15 protein-coding genes are annotated in these 16,277 nt (G+C 45.2%); 11 read left to right on the top strand and 4 right to left on the bottom strand.

The annotated features are described in order from the left end of the window. The first annotated feature begins 44 nt into the window (after positions 1-44). A complete protein-coding gene (gene trpD, locus A3775_RS21685; RefSeq protein WP_066382994.1) occupies positions 45-1,118 on the top strand; it encodes an anthranilate phosphoribosyltransferase in 1,074 nt (357 codons plus the stop codon). Here trpD and A3775_RS21680 read toward each other — a convergent pair. Then, the gene (locus A3775_RS21680) at positions 1,048-2,130 is read right to left on the bottom strand and encodes a TIGR02281 family clan AA aspartic protease (protein ID WP_066383282.1); all 1,083 of its coding nucleotides are present in this window, start codon (positions 2,128-2,130) and stop codon (positions 1,048-1,050) included. The genes trpD and A3775_RS21680 overlap by 71 nt on opposite strands. Positions 2,131-2,499: 369 nt before the next feature. Here A3775_RS21680 and carA point away from each other — a divergent pair, with 369 nt between their 5' ends. The 5 genes from carA (at position 2,500) to A3775_RS21655 (ending at position 6,552) form a co-directional block, all read left to right on the top strand. Next, positions 2,500-3,669: a glutamine-hydrolyzing carbamoyl-phosphate synthase small subunit gene (gene carA / locus A3775_RS21675; protein WP_066382993.1), complete on the top strand. Its 1,170-nt coding sequence runs from the start codon at positions 2,500-2,502 to the stop codon at positions 3,667-3,669. A 241-nt stretch (positions 3,670-3,910) separates the two neighbouring features. Continuing rightward, positions 3,911-4,282: an STAS domain-containing protein gene (locus A3775_RS21670; RefSeq protein WP_082803820.1), complete on the top strand. Its 372-nt coding sequence runs from the start codon at positions 3,911-3,913 to the stop codon at positions 4,280-4,282. A gap of 328 nt (positions 4,283-4,610) precedes the next feature. Further along, positions 4,611-5,090, top strand: a complete 480-nt coding sequence (locus tag A3775_RS21665) for a Mini-ribonuclease 3 (RefSeq protein ID WP_066382990.1) — start codon at positions 4,611-4,613, stop codon at positions 5,088-5,090. Positions 5,091-5,192: 102 nt separating this feature from the next. Next, positions 5,193-6,155 carry a 23S rRNA (guanosine(2251)-2'-O)-methyltransferase RlmB gene (gene rlmB, locus A3775_RS21660; RefSeq protein ID WP_066382989.1) on the top strand — a complete coding sequence of 321 codons (963 nt, stop codon included), beginning with the start codon at positions 5,193-5,195 and terminating at the stop codon, positions 6,153-6,155. Positions 6,156-6,249: 94 nt separating this feature from the next. Further along, positions 6,250-6,552: a DUF1816 domain-containing protein gene (locus tag A3775_RS21655; RefSeq protein ID WP_066383281.1), complete on the top strand. Its 303-nt coding sequence runs from the start codon at positions 6,250-6,252 to the stop codon at positions 6,550-6,552. 73 nt (positions 6,553-6,625) lie between these two features. Here A3775_RS21655 and A3775_RS21650 read toward each other — a convergent pair whose 3' ends face one another. Beyond that, on the bottom strand, positions 6,626-7,471 hold the full coding sequence (locus A3775_RS21650) for an alpha/beta fold hydrolase (RefSeq protein WP_066426753.1): 846 nt from the start codon (positions 7,469-7,471) through the stop codon (positions 6,626-6,628). 245 nt (positions 7,472-7,716) lie between these two features. Between A3775_RS21650 and A3775_RS21645 the strand changes: the two genes are divergently transcribed. Continuing rightward, positions 7,717-8,130, top strand: coding sequence for a hypothetical protein (locus A3775_RS21645; RefSeq protein WP_156481706.1), 414 nt, complete (start codon positions 7,717-7,719; stop codon positions 8,128-8,130). Between the two features lies 1 nt (position 8,131). Here the strand turns inward: A3775_RS21645 and A3775_RS21640 are convergent, their stop codons facing one another. Continuing rightward, positions 8,132-8,767, bottom strand: a complete 636-nt coding sequence (locus tag A3775_RS21640) for a CAP domain-containing protein (RefSeq protein ID WP_066426751.1) — start codon at positions 8,765-8,767, stop codon at positions 8,132-8,134. Positions 8,768-9,022: 255 nt separating this feature from the next. On the opposite strand from A3775_RS21640, the gene A3775_RS21635 reads away from it, so the two are divergent. The 4 genes from A3775_RS21635 to A3775_RS21615 all read left to right on the top strand — a co-directional run bounded on the left by A3775_RS21635 (position 9,023) and on the right by A3775_RS21615 (position 14,604). Next, positions 9,023-9,325 (top strand): DUF6464 family protein, encoded by a 303-nt coding sequence (locus tag A3775_RS21635; protein WP_066382983.1) that lies wholly within the window; start codon positions 9,023-9,025, stop codon positions 9,323-9,325. A gap of 150 nt (positions 9,326-9,475) precedes the next feature. Continuing rightward, complete coding sequence (locus A3775_RS21630) at positions 9,476-10,339, top strand: Tab2/Atab2 family RNA-binding protein (RefSeq protein ID WP_066382981.1); 864 nt, start codon at positions 9,476-9,478, stop codon at positions 10,337-10,339. Positions 10,340-10,548: 209 nt separating this feature from the next. Beyond that, the gene (locus A3775_RS21620; protein ID WP_066426749.1) at positions 10,549-11,859 is read left to right on the top strand and encodes a TldD/PmbA family protein; all 1,311 of its coding nucleotides are present in this window, start codon (positions 10,549-10,551) and stop codon (positions 11,857-11,859) included. A 129-nt stretch (positions 11,860-11,988) separates the two neighbouring features. Continuing rightward, a complete protein-coding gene (locus tag A3775_RS21615; RefSeq protein ID WP_066426744.1) occupies positions 11,989-14,604 on the top strand; it encodes a chloride channel protein in 2,616 nt (871 codons plus the stop codon). 51 nt (positions 14,605-14,655) lie between these two features. On the opposite strand, the gene A3775_RS21610 is transcribed toward A3775_RS21615, so the two are convergent. Beyond that, on the bottom strand, positions 14,656-16,277 hold a 1,622-nt coding region (locus A3775_RS21610; RefSeq protein ID WP_197480216.1), incomplete at its 5' end, for a putative Ig domain-containing protein.

Here is a 16,277-nt window from a genome sequence, read left to right as displayed (position 1 = left end):
TTTAATGATGTTCATGTAATTATCCCTAACATTATCAATTTAATATGACCACTGCTCCTGCTAACACCTCCCCAGAATCCTCAATTAGTTGGTCTTTACTCCTACAACAGTTAATCGATGGTGAATCTCTCAGTCGCGCCCAAGCTGCGGAATTAATGCAAGGTTGGCTGAGTGAAGCTGTCCCCCCGGAGTTATCCGGCGCAATCTTAACAGCACTCAACTTTAAAGGCATTTCCGCCGACGAGTTAACCGGGATGGCTGAAGTTCTCCAATCTCAATCAAAATCGGGGACTGGGACAACTGCACCCAAACTTAGCACTATCATCGATACCTGTGGCACAGGTGGGGATGGTTCTTCAACTTTCAACATTTCTACAGCCGTGGCGTTTGTGGTGGCTGCTTATGGTGTACCTGTCGCCAAACATGGTAATCGTTCCGCATCGAGTTTAACGGGTAGTGCTGATGTTTTAGAAGCGTTAGGTGTAAATTTGGGTGCGGCTAGTGAAAAAGTCCAAGCTGCACTGCATGAAGTCGGGATCACATTCTTATTTGCTCCTGGTTGGCATCCTGCGCTGAAAGCTGTGGCACAATTACGCCGGAGTTTAAGAATTCGCACGGTGTTTAATTTACTTGGCCCCTTAGTAAATCCCCTGCGTCCGACTGGGCAGGTGGTAGGCTTATTTACACCGAAACTTCTAGAAACTGTGGCTCAAGCTTTAGATAATTTAGGTAAGGAAAAGGCGATAGTTCTCCACGGACGAGAAAAACTTGACGAAGCAGGGTTGGGTGATATAACAGACTTGGCAGTGTTATCTGGCGGTGAGGTCAAGTTAGCTACAGTCAATCCCCAGGAAGTGGGTGTCACACCTGCACCCATTACAGCCCTCAAAGGTGGGGATGTCCAAGAAAATGCGGTGATTTTAAAAGCGGTGTTACAAGGTAAAGGTACGCAAGCACAACAAGATGCTGTAGCCTTAAATGCTTCCTTAGCCCTACAGGTAGCGGGTGTGATTCCATTGTTAGATCATGCCCAAGGTGTGAAAGTAGCTAAGGATATCCTACAGACTGGTACTGCCTGGACAAAGTTGGAACAGTTAGTGGAATTCCTTCAGAGTTAGCCTCGGCGTGGGATTGGGGGCGGAACTCTACCACATTGCGTCTAATGGTGACATCATAATTACCAAAAAAATCATGTCCCAGTAGCCCTGTTTCCAGTTCTGCCCCAGCGATCGCCACAGGTACACGATTCACTCTCACCCCTGCTAAACTCATAGAATCCACATACCCAATCGCAAATTCGACAGCCTTAGAACTAGCCGTGTTAGCTTTAGCCTTGCCCACTGGCACAACTCCTAAAGCACTCGCCATTGTTTGAGTAATTACAGTTCCACTCGCTCCCGTATCCACAATCATGTCAAATTGCTGTTGACCATTAAAAGTCACAGAAACTACAGGCGTACCGCCAACTCTTCGTCTAATCGGGGCGATATAGACTTTTTCAGGAGTGATAGCGGCGGATAAAGGAAAAGAGTTGGTTTGTGGGGGTAATTCTGTAGTGCCGGGTGGGGGGACAGGAATAGTAATACTAGAGTTAGACGTTGACGTTACTGGGGGAGGAGAGGAGGGACGCACCACCGCCAGTCTTTCCGGTGGAGATGGTACAGCTACCGATGGAGGTAATGGACGCGCCGCAGCATTAGCTTGCTGGATAGCGGACTTCATCTGCCGATTGTATTGCGAAATTTTGGTTTGAGCGATCGCAAACTCTGGACTTTGCCGTTCTACTTTTTGCATCAGCGCGATCGCATCCTGATACTGACTCGCCACCAAATACCAATCATCTGGCGATTGAGCCGATTGACTAATACTTGTGGCACCTGCGGCTTTATCTAGTCCCTGTTCAAACGCACTGGGTTCTATTGGCGATGACTGGTTTGTTAAAACTGGGATTTCTGGTGGTTTTGTAGGTTCAACCGGAAAATTCACTGCGGCTACATCATCAGTCACCACAGACTCTTGATTACGCAAAATAGCTGTCTTTGGTTTACCGGAAGTACATCCTACATTTACAATCGCAATAGTACCAGAAAGAAAAATTAGGGTTGCACGAGAAAAAAAGGGCTGAAGCATAATTAATTTTGATTTAAACTGTCCCTGGGACTGTATCACCACTCCTGCCACCGTTTCCCCTTATAGATTAAAATCCTCTGACTCAATTTTAATTTTTAATTAATTACCTGCCCAAGCCGTAAGCTGGCGAACTCATGGGATAATTAACACTCGCAGTATTGACTAACTTGGGGAATAAAGACTGCTCATTGATAACAAGGTACAAGAGAATTGGGGTTAGAGACTAGGAATTTTTAGATTTGAGATTTTGGATTGAAGTTTAATATAGAAATGCAAATCCAAAAGCCAAAATTTTTGCTCATACCCAATCCCCAGTACCCAAACCCCAATCCCCAATCCTAAACCTTAAACCTTTTTATTGCATCGCCTATGCCCCTGTCTGACGCAATACCTGCTCTACTTGTCTTAGCAGATGGAACTGCTTACCGTGGTTGGTCTTTCGGTGCGACGGGAACCACCATTGGCGAAGTAGTTTTTAACACTGGGATGACTGGATATCAAGAAGTTTTGACCGACCCTAGTTATTGCGGTCAAATAGTCGTGTTCACCTATCCGGAATTGGGGAACACCGGCGTGAATCCAGAAGACGAAGAATCGACCAAACCACAAGTAAAAGGTGCGATCGCCCGCAATATTTGTCATCAACCGAGTAACTGGCGAGCAGTACAATCCTTACCAGACTACCTGCAACAACACCAAATACCAGGGATTTACGGCATAGATACCCGCGCCCTCACCCGGAAAATTCGGATGTATGGAGCGATGAACGGGGGTATCTCTACAGAAATCTTAGATGAAGCAGAGTTGTTAGAGCAGGTACTAGCAGCTCCCAGCATGGCAGGCTTGAATTTAGTCCGGGAAGTCACCACCCCCGAAGTTTACGAATGGTCAGAGCCTACCATCCCCACTTGGGAATTCAACTTGGAAGCTACGGCAAATAATCATCAGGAAACCTTAACTGTCGTCGCCTTAGACTTTGGTGTAAAACGCAATATTTTACGCCGCTTGGCTAGTTATGGTTGTCGAGTAATTGTTGTACCTGCCGATACACCACCAGCAGAAATTCTCAAATACAATCCAGATGGTATCTTCCTTTCCAACGGGCCTGGCGACCCAGCCGCAGTGACTGAAGGTATTGCTACGGCTCAAGCCCTACTACAAAGCCAAAAACCGATCTTTGGCATTTGTATGGGTCACCAAATTCTGGGTCACGCCCTGGGAGCAGAAACCTTTAAGCTGAAATTTGGCCATCGTGGTTTAAATCAGCCGGCGGGTTTACAACAAAAGGTAGAGATTACCAGCCAAAACCACAGCTTCGCGATCAATCCCGATTCCTTACCGGATACAGTTGTGGAAATTAGCCACCTCAACTTAAACGATCGCACCGTCGCTGGGTTAAGGCACAAATCCCTACCCATATTCTCAGTGCAGTACCACCCAGAAGCCAGTCCCGGCCCTCACGACGCTGATTACTTGTTTGAGCAGTTCGTCCAAGCCATGCGCACCGCTCGTCAAGCAAATATCGCCGAAGTGAGTTAAAAAAGGATAAGGGATCAGGGACTCTTGACTGGGGACTCTTGACTAGGGACTAGGGACTCTTGACTAGGGATGAGGAAAGCCTAAACGATCAAAGGTGAAAGGGACAAAGATTTTCTTTACCCAATCCCCAATCCCCAATCCCCAATCCCCAATCCCCAATCCCCACTACCCCAACAGGCTGTAGACAACAGACCTAAAAACCATCTATACTTGAGCGTTTACTGTTTACCACGAGGAGGGAATTATTGCTGAACCACTGAATCTAACCGTCAGCCTGAGAGGTACTCGTGAAGCACGGGATAATTGTCAGCTATTCCGCCTCACAGGTTTGTTAGATGCCTTTTCTGAACCGACATTCCGCAAGGTTCTCAGCACAAAAATTGAAGAAGGCCCAAAGCATATTATTTTGGATCTTTCACAAATTGACTTTGTTGATAGCTCTGGTTTGGGAGCTTTGGTGCAGCTAGCCAAGCAAGCTCAAACTGCCAACGGAACCTTGCAAATCGTCACCAACGCCCGTGTAACTCAAACAGTCAAGCTTGTGCGCTTAGAGAAGTTTCTCTCACTGCAAACCTCTGTTGACGCAGCTCTAGAAAACATCAAGTCATCTTGAGAGCTTGACCAAATTGAACCATTAAGCTATCTGAATTTTGGCTCGGCATAGCTTAACTTGACACCAAGGCTGGCAAAAACCTCTCCCTGGGGAGAGGTGAAAGCCACCAATAAATCTGGAAATATGGTAAAACTATACTTTGTGGACAGAGTATTTTAAATAAATAAAGAATTTTTTCAGACTCACTGACAATCAAAAAGATAAAATTTAGGAAATAATTCTGATAGTGTTAATTATGCTGGGTATAAAAACACAGCATAGTTCAAAAAAATCAATGTCACTTTTAAAGATGCCTCCCAAATGTAGCACATTAAGGAATATTTAACAGGTGAATTCACAGGAGGAAGAGTTATTAGAAAAACAAGATGAAGATCCCCTGATAGGTCTGTCTTGGCATCAATCACTCTTGGCTAATACAGCACAACTTAGACAAGCAATTTCTCCGGCGCATATACAGCAACTTTCCCCTGCGGCTTTAGCTTATGTAGGCGATGCAATTTATGAGTTGTATGTTAGAATGTATTACCTGCTACCACCACAGAAGCCAGAAGCTTATCATAGATTGGTAGTGGCACAGGTAAGAGCAGAAACCCAGGCGCTACATTTGCGATCGCTAACTCCTTACTTGCTCTCACACGAATTAGAAATTGTCCGTCGTGGCCGTAACGCCGCCACAGGACGACCGAAGCGGGTTAACCCCGAAATATATCAACAGGCGACAAGTTTAGAAACTTTAATCGGCTACCTGTATCTCACCGATTTCCCACGCTTAACCGAATTGTTGCAAAAAATCCATCTAGAGAAATAATTAAAAGCTTTTATCTCCATGATCGGAAAATCAAGACGTTGAGGTTCAGTAAGTTCAGAAATTGGGCTGTTTACCCATGCGATATCCCCAAAACTTTCTTTTATGACTAATAAAGCTAAAAAAATCAAAACTGCTGGCCAACCAAAACCCCGTCCAGCCCTAAAAATCAAAGGCAAGCGAGTATTGCCTAATCCGGTTCGTCATGCCAAACATGGCGAAAGTAACTCTGTCTCTCATCCCCCACGTCCACGCCGTCAATTTGCGGTTGCGTCTCCATCACCAACACCCGCAGAAGATAGCGACATTATCTATGGTCGTCATCCAGTCTTGACAGCCTTAGAAAATCAGCGCAATCTGAATCGGATCTGGATTACCCCCCGTCTGCGCTACGATCCCAGGTTTCACAACTTAGTGCTACGGGCGAAAGAAAACGGCACAGTCATAGACGAAGTAGAACCGAAGCGTCTAGACCAAATCACAGACCAAGCCAATCACCAAGGCATCGCCGCCCAAATTGCGCCCTACAGCTACATAGAGTTACATGACTTAATTGAGCAAGCTAAGTCACTCACCGATCCCGTAATTGTCGTAGCTGATGGGATCACTGACCCGCATAATTTAGGGGCAATCATTCGCACAGCCGAAGCCATCGGCGCGCAAGGCTTAGTCATTCCCCAAAGACGGGCATCAGGCATTACTTCCACCGTTGTCAAAGTAGCCGCAGGTGCATTAGAAAACTTCCCCGTAGCCAGAGTAGTCAACCTCAGCCGTTCCTTAGAAGACTTGAAACAAGCCGGCTTTTGGATTTACGGCACGGCGGCAGATGGCAGCGAACCCTTACACACCGTTAGCTTCCGTGGGCCAATTGCCTTGGTCATCGGTTCAGAAGGCGAAGGTCTGAGTATGTTGACACAGCGTTCCTGTGATGTGTTGGTTTCAATTCCACTCCTAGGTAAAACCCCTAGCCTGAATGCCTCAGTTGCAGCTGGTATGGCACTCTATGAGATTTTCCGGCAACGTGCTTTAAACACTTTATACCTAGATAAGTTACAAAAACCTCTTTGAAAATCACGAGTAAAAGAGTATAAAGAAATGTAACGAGAACAAACAGCACAACTAATCAAACATTCAGTACCACTTTGATCAAATGGCGGCAACCATGACAACAATTTGGCATAACCTGAAGGAAACTGGAATTAATACGCTCAGTGTATTCGGCTTGGCTTGGTGGATAGAGATTGAAACTCAAAACCCCCGTTGTACCTACTACTTTGGGCCATATCTCAGTTCTACTGAAGCCAAAATCGAAATCAAAGGCTATGTAGAAGATTTAGAAGCGGAAGGAGCGCAAGGAATAGTAGTCAATGTCAAACGTTGCAAGCCAGATAATTTGACCATTGCTGATGACCTGGGGGAAATTTTTGACCGCAAAGTAACGCCTGCCTTTAGCGGTCAGATTTAAGTGAGGCAATAATTAGTCATTGGTGATTAGTCATTAGTCATTAGTCATTAGTCATTAGTTATGGGACTGTGAACTACTGACTAACAATTACCTGGGGGTGCTTGGCTAACCAATGGTCAATATCGCTTAATACCTGCTGGGGTATTTCCCAGGGAAACAGATGGGCGGTGTGAGGGTAGCATCGCCACTGACTATATTTGAGATGTTGAGCAGTTTCTAAACTTGACTCAGCAGTAATATGGCGGTCTTGACCACCAGCCATCACCAGACTAGGACAATTAATTAGCTCTAGGTCTGGGAGTCGGTTATATCCTAAACGCAGGGCATTGTAAAGAGCGCGAGTAGCAGCCGGGGAAGTTTGTAAGTAGGCTGGTACTGCTTCTTGGGCAATATAACTATAGGCTGTAGGTGTGTGTTGTTGGATCAGATGACGAAATAGCGATCGCTTGCCAAAAGTTTCGATATTCCAACGCCAGCTAGGTTTAATATAATTCAACAGCCCCGCCACACCCGTATATAAATTATCCTGCCAAGTAATTGGAGGATGATTCCCACGGGGTCTAGCAGCTGTCGCTACCAAAATTAAACCCGTCACCCGTTGTGGTAGACGCAACGCCAACTCCATCGCCAGAATACCACCTAACGACCATCCCAATAGCAAACATTTTTCTATCTGGAAACGGTCTAAAAGGGCTTCTAAGTCGGTTAAATGCTCCTGCATGGCAAAATTCCCCTGAAAGCGACTTTTGCCGTATCCACGTAAATCAGGAGCAAAAGTTTGATAACGTTTTGATAAGTGATTAGTAAAAACTGAAAGACTCCGACCACAACCAGGATGACCGTGTAATGCCAGAATCGGAAATCCTTGACCTTGAATGTCAACTTTGAGATTAGCAGCTTTCGTATAACTATCAGGCATTGTGGTTAGGTGCTGAGTAATATTGGTGCTGCTGAAGTAAGAATTTCTTATAGCTAGCAGACCACAGACACAACGATTATACGAATTTATTTTCAAACCCATCAGAGGTTAATGAACAGTAGCCGAAAAGCTAACAGTTACTAACAATTGCTCACGCTGAATCAGAAGAAACCGAATCATTTTTGTGATATAATTACAGTGAATCAGGTGAAAACCCGCAACATTAAGTAACCTCTATACTTCTGATGAAGAAGCCTACTCAGGTGATCAGTGCATCAAGTTTGATGTCTGGATTTTTATTCATGGCTGTTTTATTTCTCCCGATACCAGCAAAAGCGGAGATGGGAGAAATCAAGAATCCGGCTTGGCGAGAAGTTCCAGGGACAAAATTGGCAGATCAAGGTGAATTCGATGAACCTGCGTATATTAACGTGAATGGCATCGAAAAGAATGGCAACATATTAACCTATGACTTGATTAATCCCGATAGTGGGTATGCACGAGTACAAACGAATTGCCAAACTCGTTTTTTTCGTGCAGTACGACTAGGAAGCTTTGAATCAGCTACACGGGTTAACTACACAACCATAGCAGATGATTGGGAACAAGCATCATCCCCATACCACAGAGCATTAATCAAATTTGTCTGTAACTTATAGACTAGGTGCTGTATCCTCCAGCATAGGTAATTACACAGATTTGTCTGTAAGTGGGGTGAATACCAAAAGCTACTCCTGTCACCTGAAAAGCTGGGTTAAAAATATTGGTGCGATGACCGCGCGATCGCACTCCATCATCGATAATTAATTGCATGACTATATCTTGGGCAGTGTGAGAACCGTAGCTGATGTTTTCGCCTGCCGTAATTAACCATTTACCGTAGCGACTCATACGAGTGAAGGGGTTGCTCCCATCGCTACCATGATGACCTGTGGCACCTGTTAAGCCTTGGTCTTTAACATGATCTTTAGCTGCTAAAGATAGACCTTGAGAGATAGTTAATGATCCTAGAGCATGGGTTGATTGGAGAAAAGCGATCGCCTCATCAACTGCTGTTACCCCTTCTTGGGTTTGCAAATACATGAACTCAGCAAGTTTGACTTGATCACCCTGAAAGCACCGACGATAATTTTCTAAGATTGGCAGATACGTGCGGGGATTTGTGCGAACTTTGTTCATCTCCTCTACCACTCGTTGTTCCAAAGGTGAAAGATTGTATGGCTGTGCTAATTTTTCAGCAACATTTGGCGACGGTACAAATTGCCAAAATTGCAGTCGTTGCTTCAGTAATCTCATCAAAAACCTCTCAACAAGATACCTTTAGCTCCAAAGCAGGATTAAAATTTTTCGGAAAGAATGACTGGGTATTGGGGACTCTTTAGGAGCAGGGGAGAAGAACTTTTACTAATGACTAATGACTAAAGAAGAATCCATACAGCAAGATCCGAGATTGGTTTACTGTGGAAGTATAGTCACTGTGTCCTAGTTAAACACAAGACTGGAGAAAGCAAACAGGACGATCGCTCGGCATATAAAAGAGGTTGAGACAAGGTGTTAAAAACACTTTTGGTAATTACCATCGGTTTGTTACCGTCCCTGATTTCCCTGTGGGTAATTCGTAAAACCCGCTTAAGGACACGTTCCCGGTTAATACAAGCCGCCATCAATGCCTCTAGGGGTAGAATCAGGCAAAATTTCAGACCAATAGAAGGCGATCGCTATTATCTAGAAGGGGTAGGCTTCTTAATTGGTGACATCAGTTGTAAATTTAATGCTCGTTCTGGCTATCTCCGTTGTGCTATCAACCCCAGTGGCCCTTGTCAGGGTTGCCGGTATTATGAACCTAGGGACTAGGGAGGCTCTTGAGGCAGGGGGAGAGAAACTAACGACTAATGACTAATGACTAATGACTAATGACTAACTAATTTTGACTTTTGAATTCCCCGAAGGGGTAGAGTGAAAGTATAAGCAAAATATCAAATCGCCAGATTTTTACGGCACAACATGGGCAGTATTTGGGAAATAGATTTTTACTCGCGTCCGATTTTGGACGAAAATCAAAAAAAAGTTTGGGAAGTCTTAGTCTGTGAAAGTCCCTCAGATATCCGCACAAACTTAGATTCTTTATTTCGCTATGCAAAATATTGTCCTAGTACACAGGTAAACTCTGTTTGGTTACGCACAGCGTTACAGGAAGCAATCGATCAAGCCGGAGAAGCACCAATCAAAATTCGCTTTTTCCGCCGTCAAATGAACAATATGATTACCAAAGCTTGCCAAGATTTGGGTATTCCTGCCTTACCCAGTCGTCGGACATTGGTACTAAATCAATGGTTAGATCAGCGTATGAGCGAGGTTTATCCGCAAGAGCCTGGCTATCAAGGTGGGACAAATCCCTCAGTGCGGTTAGACAATCCCTTGCCGCAAAGATTACCCGATGCTTTAGAAGGGCAAAAATGGGTATTTGTCTCCTTGTCGGCGGCAGAGTTAGCAGAAATGCCAGAATGGGACATTGGTTTTAAGGAAGCCTTTCCCCTAGAGTTGGCGCAGTTATCCCCGGAAACCCGCATTCCTGGGGTATTAATGTTTTCACCCAGAGCCTTACCTGTAGCTGGCTGGATGTCTGGTTTAGAGTTGGCATTTTTGCGGGTTGATTCCAATCAAGGAACCAGATTAGTTTTAGAAACAGGTTCTACAGAAAGTTGGATTTTAGCCAATATCAAAAATTCCACCACCTTAGCCGAAGCTAAAGGATTTGAAGCCACCAAACAACAAGCCAATGGTGTGCATTTTCTGGGTGTGCAATCCGATCCCCAAGCGGAAGCTTTCGCTGGATTTTGGCTGTTGCAAGAGATTAATTTGCCTTAACAGGGATGTAGGGGTGCTTTCGGTGCTTTCGGAGCAGGGGGAGCAGGGGGAGCAGGAAGAGCAGGGGGAGCGGAGGAAGAAATTATTTCCCAGTCCCCAGTCTCTTCCAGTCCCTTCCAATCCCTTCCAATCCCCAGTCCCCAATATTTGGGATAATGATCTGCGTTGCTCGGCGGTTCAAAATCCAAAATCCATAATTTACCGATGTCATGGGTTCTGAAAATTTGTCACAGGATACACTAGCAGAATATCTGCTGGAGTTAGCTATCAAATCGGGAGCAGAAGCAGCTGAGGTGTATCAGTCGCTCACGTTTTCTCGTCCAGTGTTTTTTGAGGCTAATCGACTCAAGCAGTTAGAAACCAGTCAATCTGAAGGCACTGTACTGCGGCTATGGCGCAATGGCCGTCCAGGACTTACGGTAGCTTATGGTTCTGTAGAACCACAAGCAATGGTAGAAAAAGCGATCGCTTTGAGCTATCTTAATCAACCAGAAGTTTTGGAATTAGTCAGCAATTCTCAGCCAGCTTACCCAGACTTGGGTGCAGCAGTACCTGTAGAAGTTTTGGTAAATTGGGGCAAAGAAGCGATCGCGATTATCCGTGATGCTTACCCCGATGTCGTCTGTAATAGTGACTGGGAATGTGATACAGAAATTACCAGAATTGTCAATAGTCAAGGTTTAGATTGTCATTACACCGATACTACTCTGAGTTGTTATATGTCAGCCGAGTGGGTACGGGGTGATGATTTTTTGAGTGTTTCCGATGGACAAACTCAGCGTCATATTCTCGAACCGGAAAAATTAGCCCAGCAAATCTTACAAAGATTGATGTGGGCGAAGGAAAATGTCCCATCTCCTAACGGTCGCCTGCCGGTATTATTTACTTCTAAAGCAGCTGATATGCTTTGGGGAACAGCCCAAGCTGCTTTAAATGGTAAGCGGGTGTTAGAGTCAGCCTCCCCTTGGGCTGAACGCATCAGTAAACCAGTTATGGCTTCTTGTCTGACGCTTTATCAAGATCCCCTAGCAGGGCCTTATAGTTGTCCTTTTGATGATGAGGGTACGCCTACTTCTCCGTTAGTGTTTGTGAACAATGGCATCTTAGAGCATTATTATTGCGATCGCACCACCGGACGCAAGTTAGGTACTGGTACAACTGGGAATGGTTTCCGTCCTAGTTTGGCAAGCTATCCCACCCCTGGTTTATTTAATTTCCTCATACAGCCAGGTACAGCATCACTAGACGAGTTAATTCAAACAATTGATGATGGTCTAATAGTCGATCAGATGTTAGGTGGCGGTGGTAGTATTTCGGGCGACTTTTCCATCAACATTGAATTAGGTTATCGCGTCCGCAAAGGCGAAGTAATCGGACGTATTAAAGATACGATGGTCGCAGGTAATATCTACACCGCCCTCAAAGAAGTAGAATTAGGTAGTGATGCTGATTGGAATGGCTCTTGTTACACTCCATCTTTAATCGTGGCAGGACTATCTACAACCGGGAGAGAGCGTTAAGAAGCTCTTGAGCAGGGGAGCGGAGGCAGCAGGGGAAGTAGGGGAGAAAATCTAATGACTAATGACTAATAACTAATGACTAATGACTAATAACTAATGACTAATAACTCTTGACAATTGACTATTTTTATGCTATTGCGTAGCTGGTTACAGCCGAGAAGGGGTTTAGCGATCGCAGAAGCTTGTATTATTGGGTTAGTGGCTGCCTTATCTGCCGTCTGCTTGAAGATGGGGTCAGGTTGGCTGGGTGCATTCCGCGTTCAGAGTTCCCATATTTTACCCGCGTGGCTGGCACTACCTCTAATCGGGCTAAGTTTTGGATTTTTGGCTGGCTGGTTGGTGCAGAGGTTAGCACCACAGGCGGCGGGTAGTGGTATTCCCCAAGTTAAAGCCACTTTGGCAAATGTTCCCACTAAATTATCTTGGCGGGTAGCATTGGTGAAGCTATGCACTGCTATTATTACCCTCGGTTCGGGGATGACTTTGGGCAGACAAGGGCCGACTGTACAAGTGGGGGCAGCTTTGGCGGCGGGAATGAGTCGCTTAGTTCCTACTTCTCCCGACCATCGCCGACAAATGATTGCGGCGGGTGCTGGGGCAGGTTTGGCAGCAGCGTTTAATGCTCCCCTGGCTGGTGTATTATTTATTATTGAGGAATTACTGCAAGATTTATCAGGTCTGACGCTAGGAACTGCCATTATTGCAGCGTTTATTGGTGGGGTCGTGTCTCGGTTGTTGGGTGGTGGCAGTTTTAACTTAAATATTGAATTAATTTACTATGCGAGTCGCTTTTCCTTGCCAGAAATTCCCTTCTTTTTGTTGTTGGGTGTTTTAGCTGGGGTACTAGGGGCGTTATTTAACCGAGGCATAATTTTTAGTATCAAATTTTATCGACGGTTGCATATTAGTTTACCGTTAAGGATGGCTTTAGCCGGGTTAATTTCTGGACTTGTCGTCTCTTTCTTGCCCGCATCTTTTCGAGATAATACGGGTTTACGAGAATATATTATTACTGGTAACGCTAATCCTAGCATAGCTGCGATCGCCTTTGTTTCGCAATTTATCCTCACCTTAATCGCTGTGGGTTCTGGCGCACCAGGGGGGTTATTTGCACCCAGTCTGATTTTAGGTTCAGTTTTGGGTCACTTGGTAGGCGTATTTTCTCAACAGATTTTAGCTCAAGGTGCGCCGATTACCTATGCTTTAGCCGGTATGGGCGGATTTTTTAGTGCGGTGTCTAAAGTACCAATCACCGCCATTGTGATTATATTTGAAATGACCACCGATTTTAATCTGGTGTTACCTTTGATGATTGTGGCGGTGACAGCTTATTTAGTCGCAGATAAAGTCTTCCCTGGTTCATTATATGAAAAGCTGTTGCAACTCAATGGCATCACTTTGACTAAAGAAGTGTCTGTAGAAGGCGTGTTAAACAAATTAACAGCTAAAGATGTGATGCAGCAACGGGTAGAAACCCTAGACGCAGACATCACACTCGAAGAAGTCACACAAGCCTTTTCCAGTTCTCATCATCGTGGCTTTCCTGTGGTAGAAAATAATAAACTTGTAGGAATTGTCACTCAATCAGATTTAACTAAAATCCAAAATCGCCACTTACAAAAGGATACCTTTTTAAAAGAGATTATGACCGCCAACCCAATGACGGTAACACCTCTGCATAACTTAAGTAACGTGTTGTATTTACTGGATAGATATCAACTGAGTCGCTTACCAGTGGTAGAAGGAAAAAAACTGATTGGAATTATTACCCGTGCAGACATTATCCGGGCTGAAGCAGATCATCTGAATGGTCAAAACGCTACCCCAGGGCCACAGCCTGAACCTTCTTATGTAGTTTACCAGACGCGATCGCCTAGTATTGGCAGAGGTAGATTATTAGTTCCCGTCGCCAACCCCGACACCGCCAGCACATTATTACAAATGGCCGCCGCCATTGCCCGCGATCGCCACTATGAACTAGAATGTGTACAAGTTATCTTAGTATCGCGCCACAGTTCCCCCTCAGAAACCACAGTTAGAACCGCCAAAAGTCGCCGCCTATTAAGACAAGCCGAAGCCTTAGCCAAAAAATGGCACATCCCTATACATACCCAAATCCGTGTCGCCCACGATACAGCCCAAGCCATTCTAGAAACCATCAACGAACGTCACATAGATTTAATTCTCATGGGCTGGAAAGGTAACACATCCACACCCGGACGGATTTTCGGTAACGTAGTAGATACTATCATCCGTCAAGCCACCTGTGATGTAGTCCTAGTCAAACTAGGTAGCAGTTCCCAGTCCCCAGTCCCTAGTCCCCAGTCCCCAGTCCCCAGTCCCCAATTCAACCGTTGGCTAGTGCCAATGGCTGGCGGCCCCAATGCCAGAATTGCAATAAAATTGTTACCAGCATTAGTCACCTTGGGAGAACATCCGCAGATTTGTTTAACGCGGGTATTTAAACCATTAGAATTTAAGCCGGATATGCAAGTGATAGAACAAGCTATCCGTCAACTGATGCGTCGCCGTCAATTAGCGAGTACAGTAGTAGCGACACCAGTACAAGCTGATTCTGTAGCTGAGGGTGTGATTAATTTAGTAGAAAATGAAGGATTTGATGTAGTGGTTTTGGGTGCATCCCGTGAGGGCTTATTACAACAGGCTATACAAGGCAATATACCAGAAGCGATCGCCTCTGGTATAGATAGCACAGTCATATTAGTGCGAGGGGCAATTACCTAGATTCCTGAATCCTAACATCAATCAGGAATCTATTTGTTGTGCTATGCTATGTTAGGCTGGCTCAACTGCTGCGACTACATTAAAACTAGCAGCAGTTAACACCGCACGATTGGAGAACAAGCCAACTTGTACCTGTGCAGTATCACCACTACCATCAGCATCATAAAATAGTCCGCCTGTAGTTTGATCGTAGATAAAGCGGTGAGTTGTTTCAGTCGCACTTGTACCCAAGGTAAACCAGTTATTAGCAGCTACCATTTCTGCGGTGATACCCAACTCAGATGCAGACAGTTGGATAATATCACCGTCACTGGCGCGGAAATCTTTGATAGTATCAAAACTACCATCATCCAGAAAACCAGTCAAGTCAAAGATATCTGCACCACGACCACCATCTAGGGTATCATAACCAATACCACCAACCAAGAAATCTTCCCCTGCTCCCCCAGAGAGAAAATCATCACCTTCTAAACCAACCAAGACATTATTTTGATTGTTACCAAAGATGCGGTTATCGAGTTCATTACCTAGACCTATGATAGCATTTCTCACCAAGGTGAGGTTTTCTACGTTATCACCTAAAGAGAAATTGATGATAGAGATGACTGTATCAATACCTTCATCGGCGAGTTCAACAATCGTGTCGCCTGCACTATCGACTTCGTAGATATCATTATCAGCACCACCAACCAGACTATCATCACCACTACCACCGTCAAGTCGGTCATTACCATCACCACCATACAGGGTGTCGTTACCGCCCTTACCCATTAACCAATCATCACCCAAATCACCGTCTAAGGTATTGACCGCATTATTACCAATGATGTGGTTATTGAGGCTGTTACCAATACCATTAGCGGCGTTACCCAAGAGGGTGAGATTTTCTAAGTGATTTCCGAGTGTGTAGTCGATGAAAGAGTTAACTTTATCTCTGCCTTCACCGTCATTCTCAACTACGGTGTCGCCAACACTATCGACAGTATAGTTATCATTACCTGTTCCACCAACAAGGCTATCATCACCGGTTCCACCGTCGAGGTTGTCGTCACCGTCGCCACCATCGAGGGTGTCATTACCTTCGTTGCCGTAGAGTAGGTCAAAGCCGGCATCGTCGCCACCGTTAATGATGTCATCCCCTGCGCCACCGAATACGTAGTCATTACCAGTGCCGCCATCGAGGTCGTCTTTACCTCCACCTCCTAGCAGGTAGTCGTTACCTTCGCCACCGTTGATGATGTCGTCGTTGTTGCTGCCTCTGAGGATGTCTCGGTCTGCTGTTGCGCCAGAAATGAGATTTTTGAAGGTTAAGACAAACTCATCACTGACAGTTGCATTGGCTGTATCTGTGGCTGTAACTTTGATGGTGTATGTGTCTGCTGTTGTGGTTTCACCAGAGAAGGTGCGAGTATCTGGGTTAAAGGTTAACCAAGCGGGTAAGGGACTATCATCTGCTAGGGTGGCGGTGTAGGTGAGGTTGGTGCCGTCCTCTACATCACTAAAGGCATTATTGGCAAATTGGAAGGTAAAGACGGAGTTGGCGGTGGCTGTTTGGTCAGCGATCGCATTGGCTACTATGGGTGAAGAGTTAACTCCAGGGCCGTTTATCTTCCACAACTCCTCACCAGTACCGTCATCTGCCACAAAGTAGAGTGTGCCATTGATGTTGGTCA

This window comes from Anabaena sp. 4-3, assembly GCF_001597745.1.
Taxonomy (GTDB): Bacteria; Cyanobacteriota; Cyanobacteriia; order Cyanobacteriales; family Nostocaceae; genus Trichormus.
The sequence above is the reverse complement of the archived record's forward strand: the minus strand, read 5'-3'. Positions and strand labels throughout refer to the sequence as shown.